The 7292-nt window shown below is 52.8% G+C and carries 5 protein-coding genes; 3 read left to right on the forward strand and 2 right to left on the reverse strand.

What is annotated here, in order from left to right; genetic code table 11:
* The first annotated feature begins 244 nt into the window (after window positions 1-244).
* A complete protein-coding gene (gene purL, locus BGK46_RS15205) occupies window positions 245-4135 on the forward strand; it encodes a phosphoribosylformylglycinamidine synthase (protein WP_069590686.1) in 3891 nt (1296 codons plus the stop codon).
* A 148-nt stretch (window positions 4136-4283) separates the two neighbouring features.
* A complete protein-coding gene (glnB, locus tag BGK46_RS15210; protein ID WP_069590688.1) occupies window positions 4284-4622 on the forward strand; it encodes a nitrogen regulatory protein P-II in 339 nt (112 codons plus the stop codon).
* A gap of 82 nt (window positions 4623-4704) precedes the next feature.
* Here glnB and BGK46_RS15215 read toward each other — a convergent pair whose 3' ends face one another.
* Entirely contained in the window at window positions 4705-5322 is a 618-nt protein-coding gene (locus BGK46_RS15215) for a YitT family protein (RefSeq protein WP_069590690.1), read from the reverse strand.
* Between the two features lie 518 nt (window positions 5323-5840).
* Between BGK46_RS15215 and glyA the strand changes: the two genes are divergently transcribed.
* Complete coding sequence (glyA, locus tag BGK46_RS15220; protein WP_069590692.1) at window positions 5841-7091, forward strand: serine hydroxymethyltransferase; 1251 nt, start codon at window positions 5841-5843, stop codon at window positions 7089-7091.
* Here glyA and BGK46_RS17790 read toward each other — a convergent pair.
* The coding region (locus tag BGK46_RS17790; RefSeq protein WP_217492745.1) for a hypothetical protein at window positions 7082-7292 on the reverse strand (211 nt) is incomplete at its 5' end. The genes glyA and BGK46_RS17790 overlap by 10 nt on opposite strands.

The following is a 7292-nucleotide window of genomic DNA, read 5'->3' on the forward strand; positions in this document are numbered from 1 at the left end:
TGAATAGGCGTCCGACCGATAGAGGGGAAATTTTTTGCGCAAACGGTTGCGCCAGGTGTGTTGCCCGCGAGGATTTTCCCCTATAATGGCCGCCGCTTGCTTAAAAGGCCAGCAAAAAATGGGCGTAAACCTGCAGACAGCAAAGGCTGCTGCTAGTGTGAGTTGTGATACCCAAGTTTACATGCCAACGCGTGTTAATTTGGGTATACCCCTTTCACTAACTGCTAACGAGAGACGTACGCACATGGATATTTTGCGTGGTTCCCCCGCACTGTCTGAGTTTCGTGTCAATAAACTGCTGGCTAGCTGTCAAGCGCATCAGTTGCCAGTCACGGCACTGTATGCTGAGTTTATTCACTTCGCTGATTTGCATCACCCCTTGGATAGCGCGAGTCGCGAAAAGCTCGAAAAGTTGCTGACTTACGGGCCCACTTTACCGCCGCATGCGCCTGAAGGGACGCTGTTTCTCGTTACGCCTCGTCCTGGCACCTTGTCGCCGTGGTCATCCAAAGCAACCGATATTGCCCATAACTGTGGCTTGGACGCGGTGAAACGCTTGGAGCGCGGTACGGCGTACTATATTCAGTTATCTGCTCCTTTGACCAGTGAGCAACACGCAACCTTAACCGGATTGTTGCACGATCGGATGATGGAAGCTGTGTTCAGTGAGCTTGAAGCGGCCGCGGTGCTATTCGAGCAAGCGGAACCTGCGCCGATGCATAGCGTAGACATTCTCTCAGGTGGCCGCGCCGCCTTAGTCGAGGCCAACCAAGCCTTAGGGTTGGCACTGGCAGAAGATGAAATTGACTATCTGGTCGAGAACTTCACCCAGCTGGAGCGTAATCCTAACGACATCGAACTGATGATGTTTGCGCAAGCCAACTCAGAGCATTGCCGACACAAAATTTTCAACGCCGACTGGACCATTGATGGTGAAAAACAGCCTAAATCGCTGTTTAAAATGATTAAAAACACCTATGAGCAAACCCCAGATAACGTGCTGTCGGCGTATAAAGACAACGCAGCCGTGATGACGGGCTCAAGCGTTGGGCGCTTTTTCCCCAGCCCTGACAGCCACACTTATCAATATCACCATGAGCCGGCTCACATTTTGATGAAGGTGGAAACCCACAACCATCCTACCGCGATTTCACCGTGGCCAGGCGCGGCAACAGGCTCTGGCGGTGAGATTCGTGATGAGGGGGCAACCGGTGTCGGGGGCAAACCCAAAGCAGGATTGGTCGGTTTTTCCGTCTCTAACCTCAAGATTCCCGGCTTTATTCAGCCGTGGGAGCGCGATTATGGCAAGCCTGAGCGCATTGCCACTGCGCTCGATATTATGCTGGAAGGCCCGTTAGGCGGCGCGGCGTTTAACAACGAATTTGGCCGACCTAACTTGCTGGGTTATTTCCGCACCTATGAGCAATTGGTGACCTCGCATGCCGGTGAGGAAGTGCGTGGCTATCACAAACCCATCATGATCGCCGGTGGTATGGGTAACATCCGTGACGGCCATGTGCAAAAAGGCGAGATTGATGTGGGCGCCAAACTGATTGTGTTAGGTGGTCCGGCGATGAACATCGGCCTTGGCGGCGGTGCAGCATCGTCGATGGCATCAGGCCAGTCGGCGGAAGACTTAGACTTTGCCTCGGTACAGCGTGAGAATCCAGAAATGGAGCGTCGCTGCCAAGAGGTGATCGATCGTTGCTGGCAGCTTGGCGACGATAATCCGATTGCCTTTATCCACGATGTGGGCGCAGGTGGCCTGTCCAATGCGATGCCAGAGCTGGTCGATGATGGCGGCCGCGGTGGACGCTTTAACTTGCGTGACATTCCTAATGATGAGCCGGGAATGAGTCCGCTTGCCATTTGGTGTAACGAGTCACAAGAGCGTTATGTCTTGGCGGTTAAACCGGAAAATATGGCGCTTTTCGAAGCCTTATGCGAGCGTGAACGGGCGCCGTACGCGGTGATTGGTGAGGCCACCGATGCGCGTCATCTGTCGCTTGAAGACAGCCACTTCGACAATACCCCTATCGACATGCCGATGGATATCTTGCTGGGTAAAGCGCCCAAAATGCACCGGGATGTGATGCGTCAGCAAGTGACAGGTACCGCGCTTAACACCCAAGGCATTGAGCTAGCGGAAGCCTGTGAGCGTGTTTTACGCTTGCCGGCGGTGGCGGAGAAAACCTTCTTGATCACCATCGGTGACCGTTCGGTGACCGGACTGGTTGCGCGTGACCAAATGGTCGGCCCTTGGCAGGTACCGGTCGCTAACTGTGCGGTCACGGCGGCCAGCTATGACAGTTATCACGGCGAGGCGATGGCGATGGGTGAGCGAACGCCTGCGGCCTTGCTCGACTTTGCTGCTTCTGCCCGTATGGCGGTCGGCGAAGCACTTACCAATATCGCCTGTGCCGATATTGGTAGCCTGACTAACATTAAACTGTCTGCGAACTGGATGTCCGCGGCAGGTCATCCGGGCGAAGACGCCGGCTTGTACGAAGCGGTTAAAGCCGTGGGCGAGGAGCTGTGTCCTGAGCTGTCACTGACCATTCCGGTGGGTAAAGACTCGATGTCGATGAAAACCCAGTGGCAGCAAGACGGTGAAAACAAAACCGTCACCGCGCCGATGTCGCTGATTATCACCGCCTTTGGCCGCGTGGAAGATGTGCGTCGTACCGTGACCCCACAACTGCGTACCGATAAAGGTGACAGCCACTTGATCGCGATTGATCTCGGTGAGGGCGCGCAGCGTCTGGGCGCAACCGCGTTGGCTCAGGTTTACCACCAATTGGGCGATAAGCCTGCCGATGTCACCAGCAGCGCCCGCCTAAAAGGCTTTTTTAATGCGATGCAAACCTTGGTAGCAGAGCAAAAGTTACTGGCGTATCACGATCGAGCTGATGGCGGACTGTTCGTCACCTTGGCGGAAATGGCGTTTGCCGGTCACACCGGTATTGACGTGGATATCGCCCGTTTAGGCGACGATGCCTTGTCGGTACTGTTTAACGAAGAACTGGGCGCGGTGATCCAAGTAGCGGCGTCAGATCTCGAGCGTGTTAATGCAGTGTTGGATGAACATCAATTAACCGCATGCAGCCACCTGATTGGCGGCTTAAGCGATAGCGATGAGATTATCTTGCGTCACAGTGAGGCGCCTATCTATCAAGCCAGTCGCCAGCACCTGCGTCAGATTTGGGCTGAAACCACCTATCAAATGCAAGCGCGTCGCGATAATCCGGACTGTGCCCGCCAAGAGTTTGACGCCAAGCAGGCGGCCGATCCTGGGTTGCACGCCAGCCTGAGCTTTGACGTGCATGAAGATATTGCTGCGCCGTATATCGCCACCGGTCAACAACCGACGATGGCTATCTTGCGTGAGCAAGGCGTGAACTCGCATGTGGAAATGGCCGCTGCCTTCGATCGCGCTGGCTTTAACGCTGTGGACGTTCATATGAGTGACATTCTCTCAGGACGCGTCAGTTTGGACGGTTTCCAAGGGCTGGTGGCCTGTGGCGGTTTCTCTTACGGTGACGTGTTAGGCGCTGGTGAAGGTTGGGCGAAATCAATTCTGTTTAACAGCCGCGCACGCGATCAATTCAGCGACTTCTTTACGCGTGAAGATACCTTGGCACTTGGCGTGTGTAATGGCTGCCAGATGCTATCGAACCTGCATGAACTGATCCCAGGCGCCGCACACTGGCCACGATTTGTTCGTAATGAGTCGGAGCGCTTTGAAGCGCGCTTTAGCCTAGTGGAAGTGCAATCAAGCCCATCCGCCTTCTTTGCTGGGATGGCGGGTTCACGGATGCCCATTGCGGTATCGCATGGTGAAGGACGTGTTGAGGTGCGTGATGCAGAGCATCTAGCGGCTATTGAGACGTCAGGTACGGTGGCGTTGCGTTACACCGATAATCACGGCCAGCCAACACAAGCGTATCCTGCCAACCCGAATGGCTCACCAAATGGCATTACCGCGCTGACCACTGAGTCGGGCCGCGTCACCATTATGATGCCGCACCCTGAGCGGGTATTCCGTACGGTTGCTAACTCTTGGCACCCTGATGATTGGGGCGAAGACAGTGCGTGGATGCGCATGTTCCGCAACGCGCGGGTCACACTGGGATAAGCCTTATACCAATCAAAGCCGCCAATCTATGGCGGCTTTTTAGTGATAAGCGTGAATCGATGGATGATTTTTTATCCGGCTGCGATACAATTTCAGCTAAACAACTGATCCATCAGGACCGGCTGCGGCCAACGAGAAGGATAACGGAATGAAAAAAATTGAAGCCATCATCAAGCCATTTAAACTCGATGACGTACGCGAAGCACTTGCCGACGTGGGCATCACGGGGATGACTGTCTCAGAAGTAAAAGGTTTTGGTCGTCAGAAAGGTCATACTGAGCTTTACCGAGGCGCTGAATACATGGTCGACTTTCTGCCTAAGGTCAAGCTGGAAGTCGTGGTCGCGAATGATGTCGCAGAACAGTGTGTTGAAACCATCATTGATACCGCACAAACCGGTAAAATTGGTGATGGTAAAATCTTTGTCTTCGATGTTGAACGCGTGGTGCGTATCCGTACCGGTGAAGAAGACGAAGAAGCGATTTAATATCGCGAGTTGGACGAATACGGTAAGCAACAAAAAGCCAAGCGTGATGCTTGGCTTTGTTGTTTGTATGGTTTGTGATTGGCTACGCGCCAGGGTTGGCCGGATGCGCTTGATAACGACCCGGCTTATGATTCATCGCCAAGACTAAGTTGAGCACAATCGCGCCAACCACCGACCACATCAAGAGATTGAGGTCGATGAGGAAGAAAGATAACGCCAGGATGGTACAGTCGATACCCATTTGTAGTTTTCCTGCCGAGATCCCAAACTTGTCCTGACAATAAAGCACCAGTACGTTAAAACCGCCTAAGCTGGCATTGTGGCGGAAAATCATCAACATGCCGACGCCCATCAGCAAGCCACCAATGACCGCACAATAGGCGGGGGCCAACCAAGTGATTTGAAAAAAGTAGGCGATATGGTCGGCCATCACGGACACCGCGCCACCGGCGAGTAAGCTGCGCACAGCAAAGCGCGGGCTCATACGAAACCAAGCCATCAAATAAAACGGACAGTTACACAGAAAGTACAGGGTGCCGAAGGACAGGTCAGTAAATTGGCTGACTAACAAAGCAAGGCCAGTCGTCCCGCCGGTTAACAGTCCGGCCTGTTGCAAGAAAAACACCCCTTGTGCGACGAGAAACGCCCCAGAGGCAATGGCGATCACATCTTCTTTTAAGCTGTGTTGATATCGGCTCACACGGCTTCTCCCTACATAAACAGCAACAAAAAGTCCGCCAAAACCCAACTGGGGCGGCGGTTAAATAAGGTTAATGGGAATTGCGGGCGCGGATTTTATCGCCAAATGAGAGTAATAAAAAGTCAGCCAAGTAAATCACTGGCTGATAGGATGTCAGCAATTTGATACTCGCGTGTAAATTGTTTACAGCGCACAATCTGCGTTTCTGTATGGCGGACTAATCTGGCACAACCGACGTATAAAAAAAACGGCCGATTGACACTACCTGTTGCAGTGGTTTTTTTGTAGAATGACGAACGCAGTAATGGCGGTAGCGTAAACGTTTGCGTCGGGCTTTTAAAACGCCGACTTTTCCGCCTGTTTGCCTTGGTTTAGTCACTTTAAATGTGTAAGGCGACTAACCCAAGGTGTGGTGCACTATGCCATATCAAAACCATTCGAGCTATCGGGCCAACTTGGGTACGGATAGCATTCGCTTTAAGGGTAATAGCCCGCCACCATTGAGTCAGGAGAGACAAATGCTAAAGCGTGACATGAAGATTGCGGATTACGATCCGGCACTGTTCGCAGCCATTGAAGAAGAAACGGCTCGTCAGGAAGAACACATTGAGCTGATTGCGTCAGAAAACTATACCAGCCCACGCGTCATGGAAGCGCAAGGCTCTCAACTGACCAACAAATATGCCGAAGGCTACCCCGGCAAGCGTTATTACGGCGGCTGTGAGCATGTCGATAAAGTGGAAGCTCTTGCGATTGAGCGTGCGTGTGAATTGTTTGGTTGTGAATATGCCAACGTGCAACCTCACTCTGGCTCACAAGCTAACAGTGCTGTGTATATGGCGCTGCTAAACCCAGGCGATAAGGTTTTGGGCATGAGCTTGGCGCATGGTGGCCACTTAACGCACGGCTCTCCGGTCAACTTTTCAGGCAAACACTATGAAGTGGTTGCGTACGGCATTGATGAAGCGGGTAAGATTGATTACGAGCAAATGGAACAGCTCGCGCTGGAACATAAGCCGAAAATGATCATTGGTGGTTTCTCTGCCTATTCGCAAGTGGTGGATTGGAAGCGTATGCGTGAAATCGCCGACAAAGTGGGCGCTTGGTTCATGGTGGACATGGCACACGTTGCTGGTTTGATTGCAGCAGGCGTGTATCCAGATCCATTGCCGCATGCACACGTGGTTACCACCACCACCCATAAAACCCTAGCAGGGCCGCGCGGCGGTTTGATCCTGTCTAATGCGGGTGAAGACCTCTACAAAAAGCTCAACTCTGCGGTGTTCCCAGGTGGCCAAGGTGGCCCACTGATGCATGTGATTGCGGGTAAAGCTGTCGCGTTTAAAGAGGCGATGGAACCTGAGTTTAAAGCCTATCAAGCGCGCGTGATTGATAACGCGCGTGCAATGGTGAAGGGGTTCCAAGCACGCGGTTATAACATCGTGTCAGGGTCAACCGACAACCACTTGTTCTTGGTTGATTTGATTGACAAAGACATCACTGGTAAAGAAGCGGATGCTGCGCTCGGTGCCGCGAATATCACAGTGAACAAAAACAGTGTGCCGAACGATCCACGTAGCCCGTTTGTCACCTCAGGCATTCGTGTGGGAACGCCAGCGATTACACGCCGTGGCTTTACCGAGCAAGACGCTGAACAGCTCGCGCATTGGATGTGTGATGTGTTAGATAACATCAACAATGAGCAAGTGATTGCTGAAACTAAAGAAAAAGTTCAAGCCATTTGCCGCCGCCTACCGGTTTATGCGTAACCGGTGAGCGTTGTAAGTGAAACAGCAAAGGCGCCTTCAGGCGCCTTTTTTGTTTGCCCAGCGAAGCTGGCAAACCCGTCAGGTTGAAAGAAACCTGAATCGCCCCGACTGAGGGGAAGATAATCCGACTCGCAAGGGCGTTGCTGGCCAACGGCAGGGTCTGAAGGAAGCGATAGGAAGTTAGAGGCACACAACGCAAGA

The organism is Salinivibrio sp. SS2 (genome assembly GCF_001722075.1).
Classification (GTDB): domain Bacteria; phylum Pseudomonadota; class Gammaproteobacteria; order Enterobacterales; family Vibrionaceae; genus Salinivibrio; species Salinivibrio proteolyticus.

Excerpts from the sequence above, each read along its gene's own strand:
- purL (WP_069590686.1), top strand. The coding sequence starts at position 245 with ATGGATATTTTGCGTGGTTCCCCCGCACTGTCTGAGTTTCGTGTCAAT.
- glnB (WP_069590688.1), top strand. The coding sequence starts at position 4,284 with ATGAAAAAAATTGAAGCCATCATCAAGCCATTTAAACTCGATGACGTA.
- glyA (WP_069590692.1), top strand. The coding sequence starts at position 5,841 with ATGCTAAAGCGTGACATGAAGATTGCGGATTACGATCCGGCACTGTTC.